This window comes from Streptomyces kanamyceticus, from assembly GCF_008704495.1.
GTDB lineage: Bacteria > Actinomycetota > Actinomycetes > Streptomycetales > Streptomycetaceae > Streptomyces > Streptomyces kanamyceticus.
Genome location: NZ_CP023699.1, coordinates 1428596 through 1452820 on the forward strand (window position 1 = coordinate 1428596; position 24225 = coordinate 1452820).

Annotated in this window: 20 protein-coding genes; 2 read left to right on the forward strand and 18 right to left on the reverse strand. The window is 71.1% G+C overall.

What is annotated here, in order from left to right:
- Window positions 1-3: 3 nt before the first annotated feature.
- The 18 genes from CP970_RS05325 to CP970_RS05405 all read right to left on the reverse strand — a co-directional run bounded on the left by CP970_RS05325 (window position 4) and on the right by CP970_RS05405 (window position 21108).
- Complete coding sequence (locus CP970_RS05325; protein ID WP_055549503.1) at window positions 4-852, reverse strand: TatD family hydrolase; 849 nt, start codon at window positions 850-852, stop codon at window positions 4-6.
- 8 nt (window positions 853-860) lie between these two features.
- Window positions 861-1511 carry an EboA domain-containing protein gene (locus CP970_RS05330; protein WP_055549501.1) on the reverse strand — a complete coding sequence of 217 codons (651 nt, stop codon included), beginning with the start codon at window positions 1509-1511 and terminating at the stop codon, window positions 861-863.
- Window positions 1508-2458 (reverse strand): sugar phosphate isomerase/epimerase family protein, encoded by a 951-nt coding sequence (locus CP970_RS05335; protein ID WP_055549499.1) that lies wholly within the window; start codon window positions 2456-2458, stop codon window positions 1508-1510. Before CP970_RS05335 ends, CP970_RS05330 begins: the two co-directional genes overlap by 4 nt.
- A 530-nt stretch (window positions 2459-2988) precedes the next feature.
- Window positions 2989-4173: an SCO3242 family prenyltransferase gene (locus CP970_RS05340; RefSeq protein ID WP_150493005.1), complete on the reverse strand. Its 1185-nt coding sequence runs from the start codon at window positions 4171-4173 to the stop codon at window positions 2989-2991.
- A complete protein-coding gene (locus tag CP970_RS05345; RefSeq protein WP_150493007.1) occupies window positions 4170-5315 on the reverse strand; it encodes an inositol-3-phosphate synthase in 1146 nt (381 codons plus the stop codon). Before CP970_RS05345 ends, CP970_RS05340 begins: the two co-directional genes overlap by 4 nt.
- A 146-nt stretch (window positions 5316-5461) precedes the next feature.
- Window positions 5462-6856 carry a ThuA domain-containing protein gene (locus CP970_RS05350; RefSeq protein WP_055556025.1) on the reverse strand — a complete coding sequence of 465 codons (1395 nt, stop codon included), beginning with the start codon at window positions 6854-6856 and terminating at the stop codon, window positions 5462-5464.
- A 16-nt stretch (window positions 6857-6872) separates the two neighbouring features.
- Window positions 6873-9335 carry a PQQ-dependent sugar dehydrogenase gene (locus CP970_RS05355; protein ID WP_055556028.1) on the reverse strand — a complete coding sequence of 821 codons (2463 nt, stop codon included), beginning with the start codon at window positions 9333-9335 and terminating at the stop codon, window positions 6873-6875.
- A 179-nt stretch (window positions 9336-9514) separates the two neighbouring features.
- Complete coding sequence (locus CP970_RS05360; RefSeq protein WP_055556029.1) at window positions 9515-10513, reverse strand: sugar phosphate isomerase/epimerase family protein; 999 nt, start codon at window positions 10511-10513, stop codon at window positions 9515-9517.
- 35 nt (window positions 10514-10548) lie between these two features.
- Window positions 10549-11826, reverse strand: coding sequence for a Gfo/Idh/MocA family protein (locus CP970_RS05365; RefSeq protein ID WP_055556031.1), 1278 nt, complete (start codon window positions 11824-11826; stop codon window positions 10549-10551).
- A 147-nt stretch (window positions 11827-11973) separates the two neighbouring features.
- A complete protein-coding gene (locus CP970_RS05370) occupies window positions 11974-13014 on the reverse strand; it encodes a substrate-binding domain-containing protein (protein ID WP_055556033.1) in 1041 nt (346 codons plus the stop codon).
- Window positions 13015-13030: 16 nt separating this feature from the next.
- Window positions 13031-14050 (reverse strand): ABC transporter permease, encoded by a 1020-nt coding sequence (locus tag CP970_RS05375; RefSeq protein ID WP_055556036.1) that lies wholly within the window; start codon window positions 14048-14050, stop codon window positions 13031-13033.
- Window positions 14047-15564, reverse strand: a complete 1518-nt coding sequence (locus CP970_RS05380) for a sugar ABC transporter ATP-binding protein (RefSeq protein ID WP_055556038.1) — start codon at window positions 15562-15564, stop codon at window positions 14047-14049. Before CP970_RS05380 ends, CP970_RS05375 begins: the two co-directional genes overlap by 4 nt.
- 170 nt (window positions 15565-15734) lie before the next feature.
- Window positions 15735-16916, reverse strand: a complete 1182-nt coding sequence (locus tag CP970_RS05385) for an ROK family transcriptional regulator (RefSeq protein WP_055556040.1) — start codon at window positions 16914-16916, stop codon at window positions 15735-15737.
- 201 nt (window positions 16917-17117) lie between these two features.
- The gene (locus tag CP970_RS05390) at window positions 17118-17714 is read right to left on the reverse strand and encodes a GNAT family N-acetyltransferase (protein ID WP_055556042.1); all 597 of its coding nucleotides are present in this window, start codon (window positions 17712-17714) and stop codon (window positions 17118-17120) included.
- 108 nt (window positions 17715-17822) lie between these two features.
- Entirely contained in the window at window positions 17823-18500 is a 678-nt protein-coding gene (locus CP970_RS05395) for a GntR family transcriptional regulator (protein ID WP_055556044.1), read from the reverse strand.
- Between the two features lie 94 nt (window positions 18501-18594).
- Entirely contained in the window at window positions 18595-19542 is a 948-nt protein-coding gene (locus tag CP970_RS05400; protein WP_055556047.1) for a beta-ketoacyl-ACP synthase III, read from the reverse strand.
- Window positions 19543-19667: 125 nt separating this feature from the next.
- Window positions 19668-19802, reverse strand: a complete 135-nt coding sequence (locus CP970_RS46190) for an MFS transporter small subunit (protein ID WP_420855626.1) — start codon at window positions 19800-19802, stop codon at window positions 19668-19670.
- Complete coding sequence (locus tag CP970_RS05405; RefSeq protein WP_055556049.1) at window positions 19771-21108, reverse strand: OFA family MFS transporter; 1338 nt, start codon at window positions 21106-21108, stop codon at window positions 19771-19773. Before CP970_RS05405 ends, CP970_RS46190 begins: the two co-directional genes overlap by 32 nt.
- A 218-nt stretch (window positions 21109-21326) precedes the next feature.
- Here CP970_RS05405 and CP970_RS05410 point away from each other — a divergent pair, with 218 nt between their 5' ends.
- Window positions 21327-22298 (forward strand): 2-dehydropantoate 2-reductase, encoded by a 972-nt coding sequence (locus tag CP970_RS05410; protein WP_055556053.1) that lies wholly within the window; start codon window positions 21327-21329, stop codon window positions 22296-22298.
- Window positions 22295-24223 (forward strand): molybdopterin oxidoreductase family protein, encoded by a 1929-nt coding sequence (locus CP970_RS05415; protein ID WP_055556051.1) that lies wholly within the window; start codon window positions 22295-22297, stop codon window positions 24221-24223. Before CP970_RS05410 ends, CP970_RS05415 begins: the two co-directional genes overlap by 4 nt.
- Window positions 24224-24225 lie beyond the last annotated feature (2 nt).

A 24225-nucleotide genomic window follows, 5' to 3' on the forward strand; every position in this document is an offset into this window, starting at 1 on the left:
GGCTCACGCCCCGCCGCGCAGGATGGAGTTTCCCTCGTGGGTCGCTTCCGTACCGGCGACGTCGAGGACGAGGCGGCCGCTGAGCCCGTAGAAGGCGACGGGGTTGCGCCAGAGCACGAGATCGACGTCGTCCTCGTCATACCCGGCGGCCAGCATCGCGTCGGCGACCTTGCGGGTCTTGAGGGGGTCGCTCTTGCCCCAGTCGGCGGCCGAGTTGACCAGGACCTTCTCCGGGCCGACGGCGCGCAGGATCGCGATCATCCGTTCTTCGTCCATCTTGGTGTCGGGATAGACGGAGAAGCCGAGCCAACAGCCGCTGTCCTTGGCCTCCTTGACCGTGGTCTCGTTGAGGTGGTCGATCAGGACGCGTTCCAACGGCAGGGGGGACTCGCGCACGACGTCGATCGTGCGGCGCAGCCCCGCGAGCTTGTCGCGGTGCGGGGTGTGCACGAGCGCGGGCAGCTCGTGGTCGGCGGCCAGTTGCAACTGGGCGGCGAGCGCGGTGTCCTCGGCGGGCGTCATGGAGTCGTAGCCGATCTCGCCCACGGCGACGACGTTGTCCTTGACGAGATAGCGGGGCAGCGCGGCGAGGACAGGGGTGCAGCGGGGGTCGTTCGCCTCCTTGGGGTTGAGCGCGATCGTGCAGTGGTGGGCGATTCCGTACTGGGCGGCGCGGAAGGGTTCCCAGCCGAGGAGGGAGTCGAAGTAGTCGAAGAAGGACGCGGGCGACGTGCGGGGCTGGCCGAGCCAGAAGGCGGGCTCCACGACCGCGCGGACACCCGAGGCGTACATCGCCTGATAGTCGTCGGTGGTGCGGGAGGTCATGTGGATGTGGGGATCGAAGATGCGCATCGGGACTCCTACTCCTCGCCGGTCGTGCGGGCCGTGGGGGCGGTCAGGGCCAGGACGCGGTGCAGGTCGCCCGGGACGGGACGGCCCGCTGCGGTGCGTTCGTTCGCGTAGTCGCCGAGCATCCGGGCGAGTTCGGCGTCGCCGTGGGCGCGCCGTGCGAGATCGGTGACGGCCTCCACGGGTACGCCGGTGAACAGGCACTTGAGGACGGCGTGCCGCCAGTCGTGCGGGGCGAGGTGCTCGGCGGCGTAAGGGCCGACGGCCGCGGCGACCAGGCGGGTGTCGTTGGCGCGCAGGGCGTCCTCGACCAGAGGAAGGGCTTCGGGGCCCGGCACCAGATGGGGCAGGGAGTGCAGGACGGCACGGCGTTCGGCGGCGGTGCCCTGGGCGTAGACGCGGGTCAGGGTCTCCGGGTCGGCGGCGGCCATGTGCAGGAGGAGGATGCGGGCGGCGTCGGCGTGGTCAGGCCCGCAGCGGCGTCCGGCTTCGGCGAACCTCAGCTCCCAGGTGGGTACGTCCCCTTGCGCCGAAGGACCCTGCCCTGGCGCCTGGAAGGCGGCGGCCTCGGCGGTGGCCTGGTCGAGCCAGGCGCGGGCGGCCCCGCCGAGATGGGATTCGAGGCGGGTGCGGAGGGCGGCGATTCCGGGGGTGTCGGTCACGGGGTTCCTCCTTCGACGGCGCGGCGCAGGAACTCGATGGAGTGGGCCGCGAGTTGAGGTCCCGCGTGAGAGTGGCGGGGCAGTTCGACGACGGTCAGCCCCTGGTAGCCGGTTGCTGCCAGCGCCTCGAGGACGGGCGGGAAGTCGATCTCGCCGTCACCGAAGGGCAGGTGTTCGTGGACGCCGCGGCGCATGTCCTCGATCTGGACGTGTCGCAGCCAGGGCGCGGCGGCCTTGACGCAGTCGGCGGGAGGGAGCGGTTCGAGGCACTGGCAGTGGCCGATGTCGAGAGTGAGGCCGAGGAGTTCGGGGTCGCCGAGGGCGTGGCGGAGGTGATGGAAGTCGGCGAGTGAGGAAAGGAGATGACCAGGCTCGGGCTCGATCGCGAGCGGAACACCGGCACCGGACGCGGTGTCGAGAACCGCACCGAGGGCGTCGGCGAGGCGTTTCCAGGCGGTTTCGTCGTCCGTGCCCTCGGGGGTGATGCCGCTGAAGCAGTGCACGGCGTGGGCGCCCAGGTCGGCGGCGACCCGGACGGCCCGGATGAGCAGCCTGACCCGGTCGGCGCGCCGTTCCGGATCGGGATCGAGAAGGGAGGGACCGTGTTTGTGGCGCGGGTCGAGGACATAGCGGGCGCCGGTCTCGACGGTGGCGGTGAGACCGAGCCGGTCGAGTCTGCGGGCGACGTGCCGGGTGCGGGCGGCGAGATCGGGGGCGAGGGGGTCGAGGTGCATGTGGTCGAGGGTCAGTCCGACCCCCGCGTAGCCGAGGTCGGCGAGCAGACCGAGGGCATCGTCGAGACGGAGGTCGGTGAGCCCGTTGGTCCCGTACCCGAAACGGAGTTCGCCGGGCGGCGTGCCGTTGCCGTGCGGTGTGCGTTCACGGGGCGTGGTGCTGTCGGCGGGCGTCGCGCGACCGACGGGGATCGCGACATCGCCACGCGACATGCCATCACCGGGCGGCATGCCCTCACGGGACATGGCGCGGTCGGCAGACCTCGCGCGACCGAACGGGATCGCGACATCGCCACGCGACATGCCATCACCGGGCGGCATGCCCTCACCGGGCATGGCGCGGTCGGCAGACCTCGCGCGACCGAACGGGATCGCGACATCGCCACGCGACATGCCATCACCGGGCGGCATGCCCTCACGGGACATGGCGCGGTCGGCAGACCTCGCGCGACCGAACGGGATCGCGACATCGCCACGCGACATGCCATCACCGGGCGGCATGCCCTCACGGGACATGGCGCGGTCGGCAGGCAGCACTCGCTCACCAGGCGTCGCGCCACCGGCGGGCAGCACTCGTTCACCAGGCGTCGTGCGACCGGCGGGCATCGCGACATCGCCGGGCGCGGCACCTACGCCAGGCGCAACACCTACGCCAGGCGCAGCACCTACGCCGGGCGCGGCGCCTTCGCCAAACTCGGCCCTTTCGCCGGGCGCGGCATCGGGCCGTCGGGAGTCGGGCTCGCTCATGTCACGCTCACCTTCCGTGCGAACTTCCTGGCCGCGGGGGCGAGTGCGGCGGTCAGGAGGGCGGTTCCCGCGGCGCCCGCGCGGGCGGCCAGTGCGGCTTGCAGCGGGATCATGGCGCGGATCCCACCGCCGACGGCTCGTTGGGTGAGAGGCGGTGACGGATTGAGGACGGCGTGGAACAGGGGCTTGGCGACGGTGCCGACGTAGGCGGCTGCGAGCGCGCCGCGCAGGGCGCGCACAGCGGTGCCTCGCTCGTCGCTTCGGGCGGTGACCGCTGCCGAGGAAACGGCGCTCGGCAGGCTGCCAAGACCGCTCGGCCCGCTCCACGCGCCTGGCAGGCCCGGCAGGTCGAAGGTGGCTGCAGACCGTCGGCCTACCGGGAATGGGAGGAGGCGTCGGCTCGAGGGCAGGCCGGGGGTCGGGCCCCGTCCCACCCACTGGGCCAGCACCGTGGTCACCGCGAGTGCCGCAAGGGGCGCTGCCGTGGAGCCACCCTGGGCCTCGCGGCGGGAGACCGCGGTGACCGCCAGGGTATGGGCGGCAAGCACCCCGGCGGACGACAGCGCGGCAGACGGCACCGCGCCCTCGCCCCCACGGCGACCGGCACCAGCACCAGCACCAGCACCAGCACCAGCACCCAAGCCCACACCCGCACCCGCACCCGCACCCGCACCCGCACCCGCACCACAGCGGCCCACGCCACCGCCACCACCACGCCCCACACCGCCACCACCCCTCGTAGCCACCGCCCCCAACACCAGATCAAGGCCTCGTGCCGCCGCCATGGCCACCGGACCCGCGGGGGTGTGCTTGAGGCCCAGGTCGTAGGCCCAGACCGTGCCGGCCAGGGCGGTGGCCGTGGCGAGGGCGGGGCGGCCCGCGCGGGAGGCCAGGGTCAGGCCCGTCGCCGTGAGGGCCGTCGCCGCGGCGAGGGCGGCGGGTGGGGTGATGCGGCCGGAGGGCAGGGGGCGTTCGGGGCGTTCGACGGCGTCGTCCGCCCGGTCCGCCCAGTCGTTGAGGGCCATGCCCGCTTCGTACAGACAGAGGGAGGAGGTGATGGCGAGGAGGGTGCGGTGGTTGGGGCGCAGACCGGTGGCCGCCGCCCCGGCGAGGGCGTCGCCGGGGACGGTGAACAGGGCAGGGAGGCGCAGCAGTTCCGCCCAGTCGCGCGGGGTACTCATCGGGTCTCCCGCAGGCGCCGCGCGAGGTCGAGCAGCTGGGCGTACTGCTCGCCGAGTGCGGCGGGAGGGCCGTCGTCGGGGTCCTTGAAGTAGAAGGCGAGGGAGGGGAGGGGGCCGCGCAGGCCGCGTTCGTGGGCGCGGGAGGTGAGGCGGGCAAGGTCCAGGATCAGGGGGGCCGCGAGGGCCGAGTCGCAGCCCTGCCAGGTGGTCTGCAGGACCATGCGGGTGCCGAGGAACCCGTCGAAGGCGATGTGGTCCCAGGCCGTCTTCCAGTCGCCGAGCGAAGGCACGTCGTCGATGTGGACCTCGCCCTCGGGGGTGGTGCCGAGGGTGTCGGCGAGGACGCGTTCCTTGCCCGCGTTCTTCGCGGCGGCGGCGGCCGGGTCGGCGAGGGCCGCGCCGTCTCCGCCGCCGAGGAGGTTGGTGCCGGACCAGGCCCGTACGGCGAGCGCGCGCTGGGCGAACATCGGGCCGAGTACCGAGCGGAGGAGGGTCTGTCCTGTCTTGCCGTCGCGTCCGGCAAAGGGCAGTGCGGAAGCTTGTGCGGCATCGGCGAGAGAGGGGTGGTGCAGCCCCGTCGAGGGGGTGAAGTTCACGTAGGGGCAGCCGGCCCGGAGCGCGGCCGCGGCGTAGAGGGAACTGGCGGGCAGTCGCGCGTCGCCGTCCGCGGGGAGCGGCTCCGTGGAGGCGACGTTGACCACGACCGCGCGGGCAAGGCCCCGGCGGTGGATGAAGTCTCGCAGGTCCGCGGCGAAGGCGTCGATCAGCTCCTCGTCGGTGCGGGTGTCGCCGGGCAGGGGCCCGCCGGGGCGTATCTCGGCGTCGGCGGCGGCCAGTTCGGCCTGGACCGCGGAGGGAAGGCCGTGGGGCAGGACGCCGCCCGCGGCCAGTTCCTCGGCGCGTTTGGGCAGGGGGCAGCTCGTGGTGTCGTGGCCGCCGAAGACGAGCGAGGACAACGTTGGCAGGCCGCAATCCGTGAAGGGAGGTGTTTCGGTGACCATGCCGGTCGGCGCGTGCAGTCCCGCCGCCAGGGCCGCGCACCCGGTGACGGTCGTGGTCGCGACCGAACCGCGCGCCCCGATCAGCCAGACCCCGACGAGTGGCGTCGCGACGGAAGAAGTAGAGAGCGCGGATGTGGACACGGCTGCCTCCTGCCAGATCTCAAAGAACAGAGGAACAGATGAACAGAGAAACAAAGGGAGAGAGGAACAGAGGGAGGAAACGAGGGACGTGCATGCGGTGGTGTGAGACGGCGGGCGGAGGTCCGGCGTCCGCCGCCCGCCGTCGTCTAGCGACCCGCGCCCGAGGTGGTCGGGGCGGGTGGACCGGAGTGGCGCGCGGGCAGGTCCTTCAGCCGGATGTCGCGGAAGGAGACCTCGTCGGCGTCACCGTGGTTCTGGATGCCGATGTGCCCTTGGCGCAGGCTGCGCGCCGGATCGGAGTTGGTGAAATCGTTGATCTTCACGCCGTTGAGGTAGACGCGAAGGCGCTCGCCCTCGACACGGATCTCGTAGGTGTTCCACTTCCCCGGCGGGTTGAGGGCCTTGTCCCGCTTCTTCAGGTCGGCGGACTGGAAGCCGTAGACGGAGCCCGTGGTCTTCTCGGGGACGTCGGTGGCGTCGATCTGGATCTCGTAGCCGTTGTTGACGGCGGACCAGGGGTCGTCGGAGGGCGGGAAGCCCACGAAGATGCCGGAGTTGTCGTCGCCGGTCATCTTCCAGTCGAGCTTGAGCGAGTACGAGCCGAGCTCGCGCCGGTCGTACCAGAGCATGCCCATCCCGCCGGTGGTCGTCAGCGTCCCGTCTTCCTCCTTCAGCGCGAAGGAGCCGGGGCCCGCCTGTTTCCAGCCCTCCAGGGAGGCCGACGTGCCGTCGAAGATCGGCGTGTAGCCCTTCTCCGGGCGGCAGTCGGCCTGGGCCGCGCCGACCGCCCAGCGGATTCCGCCGAGCAGGTGCTGACGGAAGGCCGGTTCGGCGTAGGACTCCTTGGTGTGGCCGCCGCCGGTGTAGAAGGAGCGGCCGCCCTGGTAGTCGCTCTGGCACCAGGCGATGGGATGGTCGCCCGACATCGTGCCGCCGGTGTACGACGACTCGTCGAGCGAGGCGAGGACGCGGGCCTTGTCCCGGGGGTTGGCGCGGTAGTTGTACCACTCGTCGGTGCGGTCCCAGGTGCCCGCGCCCAGGTGGGCCGTGGCCGGGTGCGCGTGGTCCTCCACCTGGACCTTCGCGGGCTGGATCGCGGGGTGCGACTGGAAGTACGCGCCCGCGAGCCCCCCGTAGAAGGGCCAGTCGTACTCGGTGTCGGCGGCCGCGTGCACGCCGACGTAGGCGCCGCCGCCCCGGATGTACGTCTCGAACGCCGTCTGCTGCGCGGCGTTCAGCACGTCACCGGTGGTGGAGAGCCAGACCACGGCGTCGTACCGCGCGAGGTTCTTGGCCGTGAAGGCGGTCGCGTCCTCGGTCGCGTCGACGGCGAAGCCGTTCGCGGCACCGAGTTCCTTGACGGTCGCGACGCCGGTGGGAATCGAGTCGTGCCTGAATCCCGCGGTCTTGGAGAAGACCAGGACCCGCTCCCCCTCCTTGCTCCGGTCCGGTCCCGGTCGTGAGGCCGCGGGGCCCGAGGCGCACCCGATGAGAAGTGCGGCCGCCGCGGTCGCGGTCATGAGCCGTGCGCGTCTGCGCATGGTTCTCGCCCCTTCCTCAGCTGGTGGTGAAGGTGAAGTCGTCCACGTCGTAGAGCGCACCGCTGCCCGCGCCCTTGAAGACCAGGAACAGGGTCGTGGTCGTCTTGGGCGGCTTGGAGATGGCGGTGCTGACGTCCGCGTACGTCTCCCACGAGCCGGTCGGCGTGACCTTCGCGGTGCCGAGCAGCCTGCCGGTCGCCGAGCCGCTGCGCACCTCCAGGGTGCCGCCGGAGCCCGCGGACGCGACGCGCGCGGTCAGCTTGGTGGCGTTGCCGAGGACGTACGGCTTGAACGAGACCCAGTCGCCGTTGTGGATGTCGCCGACGGTCTTGCCGCCGTGCGCCGGGGTGTGGTTCACGACCGAGACGCCCTTGGAGTCGCCGTAGTGCTCGGCCTGCCGGTGCCGGGGCTGGACGACGTTCTGGTCGTGGGTGGTCAGCGCGGGCTGGCCGTTCGCGCCCTTGTCGGTGTACTCGGCGTCGAAGACCCCGAAGATGTTGGCGTTCGGGTCGTGCTCACCGTCGGCCGAAGTCTGGATGGTGCCCGAGCAGCCGTTCGCGGAGGTCACCGGGTGGCCGTGGCTGTCGTGGCCGAGGATGTGGGTGACCTTGACCTTGGCGCAGTCGATCGCGCCGTCCTCCGGGTCGCTCACCTTCACCTTGAAGGGCACCTTGTCGCCGAAGGTGAACAGCTGGCCGTCGGCGGGGAGTTCGAGGGTCACCTTGGGTGCGGTGTTGCCGACGGTGAGGTGTGCGCTCGCCGAACCGGTGCGCCCGGTGGAGTCCTTGACGGTCACGGTCGCCGTGTAGACGCCGTTCTTCTTGTACGTGTACGTGGGGTTCTGCTGGGTCGACTTGCCGCCGTCTCCGAAGTCCCAGGCGTAGGTGAGCGTGCCGCCCTCGGCGTCCGTGGCCTTGGCGGTGAAATTGGTCCGCAGCGGCGCCTGCCCACTCGTCTTGGAGGTGCTCGCCTCGACGACCGGGGAGTGGCCCTCGGTGGCGTTCTCGATGCGGTAGAGGCCGGAGTTCTCGTCGCCGCCGAACCAGGCGGTGCCGTAGTCCAGGACGTAGAGCGCGCCGTCGGGGCCGAACTCCATGTCCATGACCTGGGTGCCGGTCCACGGGAACGGGTTGATCTTCGAGACGGTGCCGTCCGCGCCCTGCTCGATGCGCTTGATCCAGCGTCGGCCGAACTCGCCCGCGAAGAAGTCGCCGTCGTAGGCCTCGGGGAACTTCACCGGCGAGGTGTTCGCGGCGTCGTAGCGGTAGACGGGTCCGCCCATCGGGGACTCGGAGCCGCTGCCGAACTCGGGGAGGGAGCCGCCGTCGTACGGAATCCAGGCCTCCTGCGCGGGCGGCAGGTCGGTCAGGCCCGTGTTGTGCCGCGATTCGTTCTTCGGCGCCGCGCAGTCGAAGGCGGCGCCGGAGGTCTTCGTCGCGAAGTCGTAGTCGACGTAGGCGTCGTTCTTGCCGGTGCAGAACGGCCAGCCGAAGTTGCCCGCCTTGGTCACCCGGGCGAACTCGACCTGGCCCGCGGGGCCGCGCTTGGGGTCGGCCGCGCCCGCGTCGGGCCCGTAGTCACCGACGTAGACGATGCCCGTCGGCTTGTCGACGCTCATCCGGAAGGGGTTGCGGAAGCCCATCGCGTAGATCTCGGGGCGGGTCTTCTCGGTGCCCTTGGCGAAGAGGTTGCCGTCCGGGACGGTGTAGGAGCCGTCGTCGGCGACCTTGACGCGCAGGATCTTGCCGCGCAGGTCGTTGGTGTTGCCCGCGCTGCGCCGCGCGTCGAAGGCGGGGTTGCGGTCGGCGCGCTCGTCGATGGGGGTGAAGCCGTCGGAGGCGAAGGGGTTGGAGTCGTCGCCGGTCGAGAGGTAGAGGTTGCCGTCCTTGTCGAAGTCGATGTCGCCGCCGACGTGGCAGCAGGTGCCGCGGCTCGCGGGGACGTCGAGGACCTTCTTCTCGCTGGCGTTGTCGAGGGTGCCGTCGGCCTTCAGGACGAAGCGGGAGAGGCGGTTGACGCCGTCGAACTTCTTGAAGTCCTCGGCGGTGCCGTTCTCGGGGGCGTCGCCCGCCGGGGTGTCGAGCGGCGGCGCGTAGTAGAGGTAGATCGCGCGGTTCTCGCTGAACTTCGGGTCGAGGCCGACGCCTTGGAGGCCCTCTTCGTCGTGCGAGTAGACCGGTATCTTGCCCGCGACCTTGGTGTTGCCCGCGGCGTCGGTGAGGCGCAGCGTGCCGTCGCGCGAGGTGTGCAGGACCGAGCGGTCGGGGAGCACGGTGAGCGTCATGGGCTCGCCCGTCTCCGGCGCGCCCTTGGCGAGGGTGACCTGCTGGAAGTCCTCGGCGACGGGGGCGGCCTTCGCGGGCGGTTCCGCGGGGGCGGCGCCCGCCTGGGGTACGGCGATGGCCAGTGAGGCGCCGGTGAGCAGCGCGCCGGTGGCCAGGGCCAGGGCTTTGTGGAGTCTCAGGCGTTTCCTGTGCACGGGTTCCTCCGGATGGGGGCGGGTGTCGTGCGGTGCTCCGTGCGCCGGGGTGCGCCGTCACCCCGGAGTCCTATGTCCTGTACATCTCAAGGACGGTAGCGAGCTTTGTCTTGGGCCGAAAGTGTTTGCACAGCAGTGGAGTTGAGCTTCTTCCTGGAGCAGGACAAAGTGGCGGCGAGCTAGCTGCTGAACGCCGCGTCGAACGACGCGGTCGGCGGCTCGAAGTCGAACGCCTTCAGACGCCTGAGCGCCTCGGGCGCGCCCTGGAGGCGGTCCATGCCCGCGTCCTCCCACTCCACCGAGACCGGGCCCGCGTAGTCGATCGACCGCAGCATGCGGAAGACGTCCTCCCACGGCACGTCGCCGTGCCCCGCCGACACGAAGTCCCAGCCGCGGCGCGGATCGCCCCACGGCAGGTGGGAGCCGAGCCTGCCGTTGCGGCCGTCCAGGCGGCGCCGGGCCTCCTTGCAGTCCACGTGGTAGATCCGGTCGCGGAAGTCGTAGAGGAAGCCGACCGGGTCGAGGTCCTGCCACACGAAGTGCGAGGGGTCGAAGTTCAGGCCGAAGGCCGTGCGGTGGCCAACTGCCTCCAGGGCCTTGTGCGTGGTCCAGTAGTCGTACGCGATCTCGGACGGATGCACCTCGTGGGCGAAGCGGACGCCCTCGGCGTCGAAGACGTCCAGGATCGGGTTCCAGCGCTCGGCGAAGTCCTCGTAGCCGCGCTCGATCATGGCATCGGGAGCGGGCGGGAACATCGCGACCAGGTGCCAGATCGCCGAACCCGTGAAGCCGACGACGGTGTCGACGCCGAAGGCGGCCGCGGCCCGCGCGGTGTCCGCGATCTCGGCGGCGGCCCGCTGCCGCACGCCCTCCGCTTCGCCGTCGCCCCAGATGCGGTCGGGCAGGATCGCCCGGTGGCGCTCGTCGATGATCGCGTCGCAGACGGCCTGGCCCACCAGGTGGTTGGAGATCGCCCAGCACTTGAGGCCGTACTTGTCGAGCAGGGCGTGCCTGCCCGCGAGGTAGCCGGGGTCCGCAAGGGCCTTGTCGACCTCGAAGTGGTCGCCCCAGCAGGCGAGTTCGAGACCGTCGTAGCCGAAGTCGCTGGCGAGCGAGCAGACCTCTTCGAGCGGCAGATCGGCCCACTGGCCGGTGAAGAGCGTGAACCTACGGGGCATGACGGGGCCTCCTCGGGCGGGGATCAGCTGACTGCTCAGGCGGGGATCTGCGTGTACACGGAGTTCTTCGCGGCGCTCTCCTCCACCGCCGCGAGCACGCGCTGCACGGAGAGCCCGTCGGCGAAGGAGGGCTTGACCTCCGCGCCGGTGGCGATGGCGTGCAGCAGGTCGCGGGCCTGGTGCACGAAGGTGTGCTCGTAGCCGAGTCCGTGGCCCGGCGGCCACCATGCCTCCAGGTAGGGGTGGTCGGGCTCGGTCACCAGGATCCGGCGGAAGCCCGCCGACGCGGCGGGCTCGGTGTGGTCGTGGAAGGAGAGCTCGTTGAGCCGCTCCAGGTCGAACGCCAACGACCCGTCGGCGCCGTTGAGTTCGAGCCGCAGCGCGTTCTTGCGGCCGGTGGCGAAGCGGGTCGCCTCGAAGCTGGCGAGCGCGCCGGAGGGGAAGCGGCCGGTGAAGACGGCCGCGTCGTCCACGGTGACGGCGCCGAACCGGGTGCCGCCCGCGATGCCGCCCGCAGAGCCTCCCTCGACACCTACCCCAGCGCCTCCCTCGGCACCTCCCGCAGCGCCGCCCGCAGCAGCGAGCCCACCCGACGCGACCGCCGCCTCGTCGACGAGCGGCCGTTCGCGTACGAAGGTCTCGGTGAGCGCGGAGACCCCGGCCACCCGCTCCCCCGCCAGGTACTGCGCGAGGTCCACGATGTGCGCCCCCAGGTCACCGAGCGCCCCGGAGCCCGCGCGCTCCTTGAGGAGCCGCCAGGTGAGGGGGAACTCCGGGTCCACCAACCAGTCCTGAAGGTACGTCAGACGTACGTGGCGCAGCGCGCCGAGGCGGCCTTCGGCGACCATCCGGCGGGCCAGCGCGAGGGCGGGCACCCGTCGGTAGTTGAAGCCGACCATGGCCACCTGCCCCCGGGCGCGGGCCCGTCCGGCGGCCTCGGCCATGGCCTCGGCCTCCTCGACGTTGTTCGCCAGGGGCTTCTCGCACAGCACGTGCTTGCCCGCTTCGAGGGCGGCGACGGCGATTTCCGCATGGCTGTCGCCGGGCGTGCAGATGTCGACGATGTCGACGTCGTCCCGGGCGATCAGGGCGCGCCAGTCGGTCTCGGCCGCGGCCCAGCCGAGCCGGTCGGCGGCGGCGCGCACCGCGCCGCCGTCGCGGCCGCAGACGGCCGAGAGCACCGGTTCGACCGGCAGGTCGAAGACGCGCCCGACGGTGCGCCAGCCCTGGGAGTGGGCGGCGCCCATGAACGCGTAGCCGACCATGCCCACCCCCAACGGCCGCTTCCCCGCCTCGGGTTCCGTCTCACGCATGCGGTACTCCTCCTCGTCGACGCTCGGTGCGGGTGGCTACGCGCCCCGCTGGATGTGCCGCGATGTGCCGTCGACCGGCCGCGACGCCGTCGTGGCCGGTCGCGCAGTTCCCCGCGCCCCTTCGGGACACCCCGCTTAACGGGCTCATCACTTGAAGCCGGTGGGCATGTACTGCTCGACGTTGTCCTTGTCGACCACGGCCGAGTAGCAGGTGACGAAGGACGGGATCTCGAACTCCGCCATGCCGCTCACGCCCTTGCCCTGCCCGAGTGCGCGCGCCAGGTCGATCGCCGATGCGGCCATCGTGGGCGGGTAGAGCACGGTGGCCTTCAGGACGCCGTCGTCGGCCTTGATGGCCTGGAAGGCGGAGAGCGCGCCCGCGCCCCCGACCATCAGGAAGTCGTCGCGACCCGCCTGCTTGATGGCGCGCAGGGCGCCCACGCCCTGGTCGTCGTCGTGGTTCCACAGCGCGTCGAAGTTCTTCTGCGCCTGGAGGAGCTGGGACATCTTCTGCTGGCCCGACTCGACGGTGAAGTCGGCGGCCTGCCTGGCGACCTTCTTGATGTTGGGGTAGTTCTTCAGCGCGTCGTCGAATCCCTTGCTGCGCTGCTTGGTCAGCTCCAGGTTGTCCAGGCCCGCCAGCTCCACGACGCGGGCGTTCTTCTTGTCCTTCAGCTTCTCGCCGATGTACTGCCCGGCGCTGAGGCCCATGCCGTAGTTGTCGCCGCCGATCCAGCAGCGGTAGGCCTGCGGGGAGGCGAAGACGCGGTCGAGGTTGACGACGGGGATGCCCGCCTTCATGGCCTTCAGGCCGACCTGGGTGAGGGCCTTGCCGTCGGCGGGCAGGATCACCAGGACGTCGACCTTCTTGTTGATCAGCGTCTCCACCTGGCCGATCTGGGCCGCGGTGTCGTTCGAGCCCTCGGTGGACTCCAGGGTGACGTCCGCGTACTTCTTCGCCCGCTCCTTGGCGTTGTCGTTGATGGCGTTGAGCCAGCCGTGGTCGGCCTGCGGGCCCGCGAAGCCGATGGTGACCTTCTTGCCGGGCTTGTCGTCGGCGACCTGCTGCTCGTTGCCCCCGGTGTCCTCGTCCTTGGACTCGTTGCTGGTGCAGCCCGCGAGGAGCGCTCCGCCCGACAGGGCGGCGGCTCCGAAGAGGAGCCCTCTGCGGCTCGTGTTGGTTGGCATGGGTGAACCCCTCAGCTCAGGAAGTGTGGGCCGTACGACGTTGGACGAGCACCGCGGCGACGATGATCGCGCCCTTGGCGATCTGCTGGGTCGCGGTCTCCAGGTTGTTGAGCGCGAAGATGTTCTGGATCGTGGTGAAGATCAGCACGCCGAGCACGGATCCGGTGATGGTCCCGCGGCCGCCGCTGAGCAGCGTGCCGCCGATGATCGCCGCGGCGATGGCGTCGAGTTCGTAGAGGTTGCCGTTGGTGTTCTGTCCCGAGCCGGACAGGACGATCAGCAGGAAGGCCGCGATGCCGCAGCACAAACCGGAGAGCAGGTAGAGGTAGAGCCGCTGCCTGCGTACGTCGATGCCCGCGAGGCGCGCCGCTTCCGCGTTGCCGCCGACCGCGACGGTGCGCCGCCCGAAGGTGGTGCGGTTCAGGAGCAGCCAGCCGACGACCGTGACGCCCGCGAAGACGAGGACGAGCGGCGGGATGCCGAGGATGTACGACTCGCGCAGGCCGAGGTCCAACACCGAGTCGACGGTGACCATTTGGGTCTTGCCGTCGGTGATCTGCAGGGCGAGGCCGCGGCCCGCGGCCAGCATGGCGAGGGTGGCGATGAACGGCACCATCCCGCCGTACGCGATCAGCAGGCCGTTGACCAGGCCACACCCCATGCCCACGATCACGGCCGTGAACAGGATGCCCGCGAAGCCGTACTCCTGGGTGGCCACCGTCGTCGCCCACACCGAGGCCAGCGCGACGATCGCGCCGACCGACAGGTCGATGCCGCCGGAGATGATCACGAACGTCATGCCGACGGTGACGACGCCGATGACGGAGGTCTGGGTGAGGACCAGTTGGACGTTGTCCGTGTCGAGGAACGAGTCGGGCTGGGTGATCCCGCCGATCACGACCAGCGCGGCGAGCACACCGAGCAGCGAGAGCGTCCGCACGTCGAAGCGGACCAGCTTGGTGCGCCACGGACTGCCGCCGTCGGCGGGGGTGCTCTTGCGGGTGGCGGCCTCGGCCGCCGGGGCTGGCTGGGTCATGCCGCCGGGCTCCCTTCGAGTACGAGGTCGAGTACGCGGTGTTCGTCGAGGTCACGGGCGGGTGCGGTATGCACGACGCGGCCCTCGCGGAGCACCAGGACGCGGTCGGCGAGGCCGAGCACCTCGGGCACCTCGCTGGAGACCATGAGTACGGCGAGGCCCTCGTCGGCGAGGCGGCGGATCACCGCGTAGAGCTCGGCGCGGGCCCCGACGTCGACGCCGCGGGTCGGCTCGTCGAGCAGCAGGACGCGGCAGCCGCGCAGCAGCCAGCGGGCCAGGACGGCCTTTTGCTGGTTGCCGCCGGACAGGGTGCGCACGGGGACGGCGGGATCGTCGGGACGCAGGGACAACTCCTGTGTCGCGGTGTGCGCCGCCTCGCGCTCGGCGCCCCGGTCGAGCCAACCACCGCGCGAGAAGCGGGACATGGAGGAGACCGACACGTTGCGGGTGACGGACTCCAGCATCAGGAGGGCCTGCGCCTTGCGTTCCTCGGGGGCGAGGCCGAGTCCCGCGCGGACGGCGGCGCGGACGCTTCCGGGGCGCAACACCCGTCCCTCGACCGCCACTTGTCCGGCACTCGGCTTGCGTGCGCCGTAGATCGTCTCCAGGATCTCGGAGCGTCCCGAGCCGACGAGCCCGGCGAGGCCGACGATCTCGCCGGGGCGCAGGTCGAGGTCGAGGGGTTCGAACTCGTCGCGGCGCGCCAGGCCACGCACGGTCAACACCGGTTCCGCCAGCGGCTGTTCGGTGGGCCGGTCGGGGAAGACGTACTCGACGTTGCGTCCCGTCATCAGCGCCACGACCTCGCGGGTCGGCGTGGACTTCGCGGGGAGTCCGCCCGCAACGGCGCGGCCGTCCTTGAGGACGGTGACGCGGTCGCCGATGCGGCGGATCTCCTCCAGGCGGTGGGAGATGTAGACGACGGCGACGCCGTCCGCCGTGAGGCCCGCGACGATGCGGAAGAGGTTGTCGACCTCGTCGGGGTCGAGGGCGGCGGACGGCTCGTCCATGACGATGAGGCGCACCTCGTGGGAGAGGGCGCGAGCCATCGAGACGATCTGCTGATGGGCGGCGGACAGCTCACCCACGAGCCGCCCCGGGTCGATCTCGCCATGTCCAAGTCGCTTGAGCAGCGCGGCAGTTGCTGTCTTAGCGGTGCGGCCACGCACCACGAATCCGGCGGCGGTCGGCTCGTGCCCGAGGTACACGTTCTCGGCGACGGAAAGACCCTCCACCAGGTCGAGCTCCTGGTAGATGGTGGCGATGCCGAGCCGCATGGCCGCGATCGGCGAGCGGAGCGTGGTGCGCTCCCCGCGCCAGGTGATCTCGCCGTCGTCGGGCTGGTGGGCGCCCGCGAGGACCTTGATGAGGGTGGACTTCCCGGCGCCGTTCTGGCCGAGGAGGCAGTGCACTTCGCCCGCCTGGACCTGGAGGTCGACGCCGTCGAGCGCGCGGACTCCGGGGAACGACTTGGTGATGCCGGACATGGTGAGCAGCGGTGGTTCTGGTGCCATGACGGTTCCCCTAGGCGGGTGCGTGCGTGCCGGTTTCAGGGCAGGGCGGAGCAGAGCGCTGTGCTGGGTGGGGTGATGGTGGGCGCGGCGCTGCCGCGCGTACCGGTGCTGGCGTGGTGGTGCCGTGTGCGCGAGGTGCGTACGTCCCGGTCAGGCCGGTGGGAGACCGGTCAGGCCGGGGAGAACAGGTGGTCGCTGATGAGCCGGGCGCCGCCGATGACTCCGGCGGTCGGCCCCAACTCGCCGAGGACGATGGGGAGGTTGCCGGTCGCCAGGGGCAGCGACTGGCGGTAGACCTGGGTACGGATCGCGGCGAGCAGTGTGTGGCCGAGTCCTGTCACACCGCCGCCGATCACCACGAGACCGGGGTTGAAGAAGCTGACGAGTCCCGCGATGACCTGTCCGGTGCGGTTGCCGCCCGCCCGGATGAGGTCGAGCGCGGTGGCATCGCCCGCGGCGGCGGCCGCCGCGACGTCGACGGCGCTGAGCCGCCCCGCCTCGCCGAGCCGCGTGGCGAGCTCCGCCGAACGCCCCTCCCTGGCCGCCTCCTCGGCGTCGCGGGCGAGTGCCGCGCCGCTGAAGTAGGCCTCCAGACAGCCCTTGTTGCCGCAGGCGCAGGGGCGTCCGTCCGGTTCCGCCTGGATGTGGCCGATGTCGCCGGCGCTGCCCGTCGTACCGCGGTAGACCTCGCCGCCGACGACGATGCCGCAGCCGATGCCCGTGCCGATCTTGACGCAGAGGAAGTCGCCCACGGAGCGTGCGACGCCCGCGTGCTGCTCCCCCATCGCCATGAGGTTCACGTCGTTGTCGACCATGACGGGGCAGCCCAGGTCCTGGCTGAGGGCCTCCCGTACGGGGAAGCCGTCCCAGCCCGGCATGATCGGCGGGGCGACCGGGACGCCCTCGGGGAAGCGGACGGGGCCCGGGACGCCGATCCCGGCGCCGTCGAATCCCTCCGCGAGCCCGGTGGCCTTCAGTTTGGCCGCCATGACGAGGACCTGTTCGAAGACCGCGACCGGGCCCTCGCGCACGTCCATGGGCTGGTTGATGTGCCCGAGCACCTCCAGCTCGGCGTTGGTGACCGCGACGTCGATCGAGGTCGCGCCGATGTCCACGCCGAGGAAGCGGAGGGCGGGGGCCAGGCGGATGTTGTGGGAGCGGCGGCCGCCGCGCGAGGCGGCGAGTCCGTCGGCGACCACGAGTCCGGTCTCCAGGAGCCGGTCGACCTCGACGGCCAGTTTGGACCGCGAGAGATCGACCTGATCGCCCAGCTGCGCACGGGAGTTGGGACCTCCGTCACGCAGCAGCCGCAACAACCGCGCCTGGTGCGCGTTGGCGGGTCGAGCCGTCATACGTCTCACGCGCCCCTCCCGCCTCTTCGGGCTGCCAGTTCCGCGCCCTCGGACAACGCCGTTGTCTTCGGGCCTCCTTCAAGCTTTCGAGGGGAACGTAGCAGTGCCTGCCGGGGGTGGGAAGAAGTTGCGCGGGAATTACCCATGACTTTCTCCAGTCACAGGACAAAGCTGTACGGGCCCAGGGCCTGTCCGGCGGGACTACACCGGCTCGCGGAGCATGCACCACGTGCGCGGGCCGTTGTCGGGCAGGTCGATCTCCGCGGTGACGGCGAAGCCGAGCCGCTGGTAGAACGCCACGTTGCGTTCGGTCGACGTCTCCAGGAAAGCGGGGTACCCCGCCCGGTCGGCCGCCTCGATGCCGGGTCTGATCACCGCGCGGCCGAGGCCCTGCCCCTGCGCGTCGGGGTCCACGCCCACCGTGGCGAGGAACCACGCGGGGCGCAGCGGACGGAACGGCTGCAGCGCCCGGTCGGCCGCGTCGAACCACGCCTTGCGGGCCCCCGCGAGCTCACCGATCAGCGGGCCGACGGCGGCGAATCCGGGGCCCGGGTCGCGGTCCGGAGTGGTCCACACGGCGACGGCCCGGCCCGCGCCCGCGACCCAGACGCGTCCGTAGACCATCCCGACGCGGGTGAGGAAGAGCTCCTGGAAGCGGCGGACGCGCTCCTCGTGGTCGTCGGCGTCGACCACGTGCCGGGTGAAGGGATAGTCGGCGAAGGCACGGCCGAGCGTCCTGACGGCCGTCGGCACGTCCTCGCTGATCGCCGGTCGTATCCGGTTGTTCGTACCGCTCACGTCGCGTCTCCCGCCCCTGGCGTCGGCACTCTCCACACGGCCGCTCCCGGCCCTCAGGGGGAACGGCCGGGGCGGCGACCGTGTTCCCCGCCCCGGGCCGTCGAGGGCTCAGCCCCGGTCGCGCTGGTGGTACGTCTTGCGGGTGTGCTCCGTGTGGGCGCGCATGATGTCGGTGGCCCGCTGCTCGTCGCGCTCGGCGATCGCCGCGATCAGTTCGCGGTGCTCGATCCAGGACTGGCTGCCGCGCTGCCGGGCGACCGGCGTGTAGTACCAGCGCACCCTGCGGTCCACCTGCCCGGCGAGTTCGGCGAGGACGACGTTGCCCGCGAGCTCCATCACCTTGGCGTGGAAGGCCGCGTTGAGGGTCACCACCTGGTCCACGTCGCCGTCGGCGACGGCCTGTTCGCCCTGGGTGCAGAGTTCGTCGAGCGCGGTGATGCCCGCGGTGCCGGTGTTCGCGGCGGCGAGCCGGGCGGCCTCGGCCTCCAGCAGGGTGCGGACCGTCAGGAGCTGGTCCGCCTCCTCCTCGGTCGGCTCGTGCACGAAGGCGCCCTGGGCCGGGCGCAGATCGACCCAGCCCTCGGTGTTGAGGCGTTGCAGCGCCTCGCGCACCGGCTGCCGGGAGACGCCGAGGTGTCCGGCGAGTTCGCTCTCGACGAGGTGCTGCCCCGGCTGCAGCGAGCGGGTCGTGATGAGTTCGAGCAGCGCCTCGTAGACACGCTCTCTGAGCGGCCCGGGGCGTTCGAGCCTGGGCACCGCCCCCTGCGGCAGTCCTGTGGACAACATCGCGGTCCCCTCCTCGACGATTGCCTTTTGTCTACAGTCTACGAGCCACAAGGGCCAGCACCAGGGGGAGTTGAGCCCATCACACGGACACCTCTCAGGGACAGCGCACGACCTGCCCCGCGTACGACAGGTTGCCGCCGAAGCCGAAGAGCAGCACCGGGTCGCCCGAGCGGATCTCGCCGCGCTCCACCAGCTTGGACAGGGCCATGGGGACGCTCGCCGCCGAGGTGTTGCCGGAGTCGACGACATCGCGCGCGACAACGGCGTTCACCGCGCCGATGCGCTCCGCGAGCGGTTCGATGATGCGCAGGTTCGCCTGGTGCAGGACCACGCCCGCGAGGTCGGCGGGGGTGAGTCCGGCGCGCTCGCAGGTCGCGCGGGCGAGCGGCGGCAGCTGCGTCGTGGCCCAGCGGTAGACGCTCTGGCCCTCCTGGGCGAAGCGCGGCGGGGTGCCCTCGATCCGGACGGCGTTGCCCATCTCGGGCACCGAGCCCCACAGGACGGGGCCGATCCCCGCCTCCTCGCCGGGGCCGCACGCCTCGACCACGGCGGCGCCCGCCCCGTCGCCGGTCAGGACGCAGGTGGTGCGGTCCGTCCAGTCGGTGACCTGGGTCATCTTGTCCGCGCCGATGACCAGGGCGCGGGTCGCCGCCCCGGCCCGCACCGTGTGGTCGGCGGTGGCCAGGGCGTGCGTGAAGCCCGCGCAGACCACGTTGAGGTCCATGGCGGAGGGCGAGGGGATGCCGAGCCGCGCGGAGACCCTGGCCGCCATGTTCGGTGACCTGTCGATGGCCGTGGAGGTGGCGACCAGGACCAGGTCGATGGCGTCGGGCGTCAGGCCCGCGGCGGCCAGGGCCTTGCCGCCCGCGTGCGCGGCCAGTTCGTCGACCGGCTCCTCGGGGCCCGCGACATGACGGGTGCGGATGCCCACCCGGGACCGGATCCACTCGTCGCTGGTGTCGACCACCCCCGCCAGCTCCGCGTTGGTGAGCACCTTGGCGGGCTGATAGTGGCCGACGGCGACGATGCGCGAGCCGTGCATGTACGGGTCCCCTTATGTGTTGCCGGAGCTGCGGGATCCTCCAGTCTGCTCAGCGACTCGCGAGTAACGGGGTACGTAATGTGACAGGAAAGGCGCGCCCGCTTTGGATGCTTCTCATCATCGTGTCACCCGGTGAACAGCTGGGTGGCCTTGTGTACGAGTTCGTAGAGGCCGTAGGCGAGGGGAATACCCACCCAAAGCCAGGCGAAAAGGATGAGTGCGCGGCGGCTACGGGGCGGTGCGCTCGGCGGCGTGGTCATCGTCGGTGTCCTCCTTCGGGGCGGGCACGTGGTGGCGGGGGTGGACGGGCCTGACGAGTTCGTTGGCGACGAAGCCCACGACGAGCAGACCGATCATGATCGTGAAGGAGAGGCCGTAGAGCGCGGAGCCGTGTTTGCCCGCCTCTTCCTGGTGGTCGGCCACGCGGTTCACGATCAGCGGCCCGAGCACCCCCGCCGTGGACCAGGCGGTGAGCAGCCTGCCGTGGATGGCGCCGACCTGGTAGGTCCCGAAGAGGTCCTTCAGGTAGGCGGGGACGGTCGCGAAGCCGCCTCCGTAGAACGAGAGGATCACCAGCGCGCAGACGACGAACAGCGGCTTCGAGTCGTCTCCGAACTGCGCGATCAGGAGGTACATGAGCGCGCCGACGCCCAGATAGAGGCGGTAGATGTTCTTGCGGCCGATCAGGTCGGACGCCGATGACCAGCCGATGCGTCCCGCCATGTTGGCCGCGGAGAGCAGGGCGACGAAGCCTGCCGCGGCGGAGACGGACACGGGCGTCGAGGTGTCCGCGAAGAAGTCCGTGATCATCGGGGCGGCCTTCTCCAGGATGCCGATGCCCGCGGTCACGTTCATGCACAGGACCACCCACAGGCACCAGAACTGCGGGGTGCGCACGGCGGAGCGGGCGGAGACCTGCGGCCCGTCGAGCGCGCCGGGCCCGCCGGGCTTGTGCGCACCTTCCGTACGCGGCACGCGCACCAGGAACACGCCGAGAGACATGAAGACGGCGTACGTCAGGCCGTGCACCAGGAACGCGAGCGCGATGCCGTGTCCGTCCGTGCCGAAGGAGTCCAGCATCCACGCCGACCAGGGCGAGGCGATGAGCGCGCCGCCGCCGAAGCCCATGATCGCGATGCCGGTGGCCATGCCGGGGCGATCGGGGAACCACTTGATCAGGGTGGAGACCGGGGAAATGTAGCCGATGCCGAGGCCGATCCCGCCGACGAAGCCGTAGCCGAACACGATCAGCCAGTACTGGCCTGTCGCGGCGCCGAGGGCGGCGATCAGGAAGCCGGAGGAGAAGCAGACGAGCGCGACGGTCATGGCCCAGCGCGGTCCGTTGCGCTCGACGAGCGTGCCGCCGAAGGCGGCGGACAGGCCGAGCATGACGATGCCGAGCTGGAAGGGCAGCGCGCTCTGGGTGCCGCTGAGGTCGAGGGCGGATTCGAGGGGCGGCTTGAAGACGCTCCAGGCGTAGGCCTGGCCGATGGAGAGATGTACGGAAAGGGCGGCGGGCGGCACGAGCCAGCGACTCCAGCCGGGGGGTGCGACGGGGGGCCTCATGATCCCGAACGGTAGAAACCGACGGCGGAGTTGGGAAGAGGGCGCACAGCACGGGTCGACGGTATGCAATCTCTCGCGCCACCCCTTGCTGACCCAACTTCCATACTGTAGACAATATTCCGTCGACGTCTTCTCCATACGTTTGCTCTCCGCCTTCTGCTCTACACGTTCCGCTCCCCACGTTCCTCGGATCCCTCAACCGAATGGAGCGCCCCACCGTGAAAGTCGCAGTCCTCGGTGCCGGTGCGATCGGCGCCTACGTCGGAGCCGCGCTGCACCGCGCGGGTGCCGACGTCCATCTCGTAGCCCGTGGACCCCACTTGGCGGCCATGAGGCAGCACGGAGTAAGGGTCCTCAGCCCTCGCGGCGACTTCACCGCGCGGACCCACGCCACCGACGATCCGGCCGACATCGGGCCCGTCGACTTCGTCTTCCTCGGCCTGAAGGCCAACTCGTACGCGGCGTGCGGGCCGCTGATCGAGCCCCTGCTCCATGAATCGACCGCGGTGATCGCCGCGCAGAACGGCATCCCCTGGTGGTACTTCCACCGGCACGGCGGACCGCACGAAGGACACCGCATCGAGAGCGTCGACCCGGGCGGTGCGGTCAGCGCGGTGCTCGCGCCCGAACGGGCCGTCGGCTGCGTGGTCTACGCGGCCACCGAGCTCGAAGGCCCGGGCGTCGTACGCCACTTGGAGGGCACTCGGTTCTCCATCGGCGAGCCGGACCGCTCCCGCTCCGCGCGCTGCGCCGCCTTCAGCGAGGCCATGGTGGCGGGCGGCCTCAAGTGCCCGGTCGAGCCCGAACTCCGCGGCGACATCTGGATCAAGCTGCTCGGCAACATCTCCTTCAACCCGATCAGCGCGCTCGCCCGCGCCACGATGCGCGAGATGTGTCTGCACGGCGGCACCCGGCGGGTCATCGAGATCATGATGAACGAGACGCTCGCGGTGGCCGCGGCCCTCGGCTGCGAGCCCGACATCTCCGTGGAGCGCCGCCTCGCGGGCGCCGAACGCGTCGGCGACCACCGCACCTCCACCCTCCAGGACCTGGAGCGCGGCAAACCGCTGGAACTCGACGTGCTGCTCGCGGCCGTCGTGGAGCTGGCGGACATCACCGGTGTCCCGGTGCCGACGCTGCGCACCGTGCACGCCATCTCGGACCTGCTCGCATTGAGGACCGCCGCATGAGCAAGAAACGTGACCGCACCCCCAAGACGTACACCCGGCTCACCCACCCGCTGATCCGCGACTCCCGTGACGCGCCGTTGCGCCGGGCCACCTGGGACGAGGCCCTTGCCCGCGCGGCGGAGGGCCTCGGCGCGGCGCGCGGCGCCTTCGGGATGTTCTCCTGCGCCCGCGCGACCAACGAGATGAACTACGTGGCGCAGAAGTTCGCCCGCGTCGTCATGGGCACCAACAACGTCGACTCCTGCAACCGCACCTGCCACGCGCCGAGCGTCGCGGGCCTCTCCGCGGCCTTCGGTTCGGGCGGAGGGACCTCGTCGTACGAAGAGGTCGAGCACACGGACCTCGTCGTGATGTGGGGCTCCAACGCCCGCTTCGCGCACCCGATCTTCTTCCAGCACGTGCTGCGCGGCATCAGGAACGGCGCGCGGATGTACGCGGTCGACCCGCGCCGCACCAAGACCGCCGAATGGGCCGAGAGCTGGCTCGGTCTGAACGTCGGCACGGACATCCCGATGGCGCACGCGATCGGCCGCGAGATCATCCACGCGGGCCTCGCCAACCATGCGTTCATCGAGCGGGCGACGACGGGATTCGAGGCGTACGCGGCTCTGGTCGAGCCGTGGACCCTTTCGCTCGCCGAGAAGGTGACGGGCGTACCGGCAGCGGCGATAAGGGAGTTGGCGCACGCCTACGCGCGGGCCGAGCGCGCCCAGCTGTGCTGGACGCTCGGCATCACCGAGCACCACAACGGCACGGACAACGTGCGCGCCCTGATCAACCTGTCGCTGCTGACCGGACACGTGGGCCGCTTCGGCTCGGGCCTGCAGCCGCTGCGCGGCCAGAACAACGTGCAGGGCGGCGGCGACATGGGCGCCATCCCCAACCGCCTGCCCGGCTTCCAGGACATCCTCGACCCGGACGCCCGGCTGAAGTTCGAGTCGGCCTGGGACACCGTCATCCAGCCCCGCTACGGCCTCACCCTCACGGAGATGTTCGAGGCGATGGAGGAGGGCACGCTCAAGGCCGTCTACTGCATCGGTGAGAATCCCGCGCAGTCGGAGGCCGACAGCGAGCAGGCGGTGCGCCGGATGCGAGCCCTGGACTTCCTGGTCGTGCAGGACATCTTCCTGACGAAGACCGCCGAATTGGCGGACGTCGTGCTGCCCGCGACCGCCGGATGGGCGGAGACCGACGGTACGACGACCAACAGCGAGCGACGGGTGCAGCGGGTGCGCAAGGCGGTGCGGCCGCCCGGCGAGGCGCGCGAGGACATCGACATCATCTGCGACCTCGCCAGGCGCCTCGGCCACGAGTGGAAGTACGCGGACGCGCGGGCCGTCTGGGACGAGCTGCGGTCCGTCTCGCCCGACCACTACGGCATGACGTACGACCGTCTCGCGGAGCTGCAGGGCATCCAGTGGCCCTGCCCCGACGTGAACGGGATCGAACCGACGTACCTGCACGGCAGGTTGTGGGAGGCCGATCCCGCGCGGCGCGGCACCCCCGCCCCGTTCGGGCTCGTCGAGCACGACCCGCCGGTCGACCTCACCGACGAGGCGTACCCCATCAGGCTGACCACCGGGCGGCGCCTCGACTCGTACAACACCGGTGTGCAGAGCGGGAGTTTCGCCTCTCCGCTGCGGCGCGGGGAGTACGTCGAGCTGTGCCCGGAGGACGCCGAGCGGTACGGCGTCGTGGTGGGCGAGGAGGTCGAGGTCTCCTCGCGGCGCGGCACGGTGACGGCGCCCGTGTGGGTCGATCCGGGCCTGCGCCCCGGACTCGCCTTCATGACCATGCACTTTCCCGACGAGGTCGACACCAACCAGCTGACGATCGAGGCGAACTGCCCCATCGCGGGGACGGCGGAGTTCAAGGCCTCGGCGATCCGGATCGACAAGCTGACCGCGTCGGTCGAGGTGAGGTGAGG

Coding starts and splice junctions, on each gene's coding strand:
- CP970_RS05340 (WP_150493005.1), bottom strand. CDS start 4,173: ATGAGTACCCCGCGCGACTGGGCGGAACTGCTGCGCCTCCCTGCCCTG.
- CP970_RS05335 (WP_055549499.1), bottom strand. CDS start 2,458: ATGTCGCGTGGCGATGTCGCGATCCCCGTCGGTCGCGCGACGCCCGCC.
- CP970_RS05385 (WP_055556040.1), bottom strand. CDS start 16,916: ATGACGGCTCGACCCGCCAACGCGCACCAGGCGCGGTTGTTGCGGCTG.
- CP970_RS05350 (WP_055556025.1), bottom strand. CDS start 6,856: ATGCGCAGACGCGCACGGCTCATGACCGCGACCGCGGCGGCCGCACTT.
- CP970_RS05395 (WP_055556044.1), bottom strand. CDS start 18,500: ATGTTGTCCACAGGACTGCCGCAGGGGGCGGTGCCCAGGCTCGAACGC.
- CP970_RS46190 (WP_420855626.1), bottom strand. CDS start 19,802: ATGACCACGCCGCCGAGCGCACCGCCCCGTAGCCGCCGCGCACTCATC.
- CP970_RS05370 (WP_055556033.1), bottom strand. CDS start 13,014: ATGCCAACCAACACGAGCCGCAGAGGGCTCCTCTTCGGAGCCGCCGCC.
- CP970_RS05360 (WP_055556029.1), bottom strand. CDS start 10,513: ATGCCCCGTAGGTTCACGCTCTTCACCGGCCAGTGGGCCGATCTGCCG.
- CP970_RS05380 (WP_055556038.1), bottom strand. CDS start 15,564: ATGGCACCAGAACCACCGCTGCTCACCATGTCCGGCATCACCAAGTCG.
- CP970_RS05365 (WP_055556031.1), bottom strand. CDS start 11,826: ATGCGTGAGACGGAACCCGAGGCGGGGAAGCGGCCGTTGGGGGTGGGC.
- CP970_RS05400 (WP_055556047.1), bottom strand. CDS start 19,542: ATGCACGGCTCGCGCATCGTCGCCGTCGGCCACTATCAGCCCGCCAAG.
- CP970_RS05415 (WP_055556051.1), top strand. CDS start 22,295: ATGAGCAAGAAACGTGACCGCACCCCCAAGACGTACACCCGGCTCACC.
- CP970_RS05405 (WP_055556049.1), bottom strand. CDS start 21,108: ATGAGGCCCCCCGTCGCACCCCCCGGCTGGAGTCGCTGGCTCGTGCCG.
- CP970_RS05375 (WP_055556036.1), bottom strand. CDS start 14,050: ATGACCCAGCCAGCCCCGGCGGCCGAGGCCGCCACCCGCAAGAGCACC.
- CP970_RS05325 (WP_055549503.1), bottom strand. CDS start 852: ATGCGCATCTTCGATCCCCACATCCACATGACCTCCCGCACCACCGAC.